Origin of the sequence: Kocuria cellulosilytica, from assembly GCF_040981245.1 — a bacterium.
Taxonomy (GTDB): Bacteria; Actinomycetota; Actinomycetes; order Actinomycetales; family Micrococcaceae; genus Kocuria; species Kocuria cellulosilytica.
In genome coordinates this window covers 1-973 of record NZ_JAVFWZ010000029.1, presented here as the reverse complement: position 1 = coordinate 973, position 973 = coordinate 1, and the positions used below count along the sequence as shown (strand labels likewise).

The window sequence follows — 973 nt, the reverse complement described above, 5'->3', positions numbered from 1 at the left end:
CTTCGGCACCGCCAGCAACGTCCTGGCGCTGCCCCCGGCTCAGCCGGCCCTGGTCGCCTTCGAAGAGGGCGTCGCTGCTCTCCTGGGACGCCTCGTTCTCCACCGCCTCGTCCTCGGTCTCATCGCCGGTTGCGGGCTCGGGGTCGTTGCCGGGCGCACTCATCGGTCTGTCCGTTCTCCGGCGCCTCCAGGGCTGTCAGGGGGTGCTCCTGTCCAGGGATCTGCGAGACGGTGGGTGCCCGGCCGGTGGTATCGGGGCGGATGGCCTCGAAACGCTCCACCGGGGTGAAGGGACCCCCGCCCTTGCTCTGGGTGCTCAGCTGCCACAGGCCCTGGATCTCCACCGGGCGGTGCGAGGTGGCCTCGAGGCCGAACGCCTCGCCCAGGGTCCCGGCCCGCTGTCGGCCCCCGTCGTGGTCACCGCCTCCAGCAACGGTCCGCCCTGCCGCCGCAGCCCCTCCAGCCAGGCTCAAGGAGTCCGGGGTCGGGGCCGAGACGTCCTCCAGCGGCGCTAGAGGCCAGTGCGGTGACCGGATCGAAGAACCGCTCCTGCAGATGCCTGATCTGGGCTGGGCCCGGCCAGTAACTCCACCGGCACCGTCGGCCGGGGCCCCGCCTCACTGAGCCACCACCCGCTGCTGGTGGATGCCCCCGCGGGACCTCCTCCCACTGCCGGTCCTGCACCCCATCGGAGTCCACGAAGTGCCCCACGCCACGTGGTCGACAACCGCCGCCGCTGGGACAACACCTCGTCGAGGCCCTGCCCGATCACCGCCACCGCCACCCGAAACGCCCACCGCCTTGCTGGCAACCGCCCCGCGATGGGATGGCCTGCGATGATCTATAACCCGCTGCGCAGCTCCACCCACAACCTGTCATCGCGCCACCGCGTACTGGCCCCCTCGAGCGCCGGCCTCTGCGTGGTGGAGTTCATCAGCTGCCCCGACCGGGGCAGTACTGCTCCACGACCTCA

General features: G+C 71.5%; 1 protein-coding gene. It reads left to right on the top strand.

The features are described from left to right. Nucleotides 1-716: 716 nt before the first annotated feature. On the top strand, nucleotides 717-973 hold a 257-nt coding region (locus tag RCG67_RS16795), incomplete at its 3' end, for a hypothetical protein (protein ID WP_368827928.1).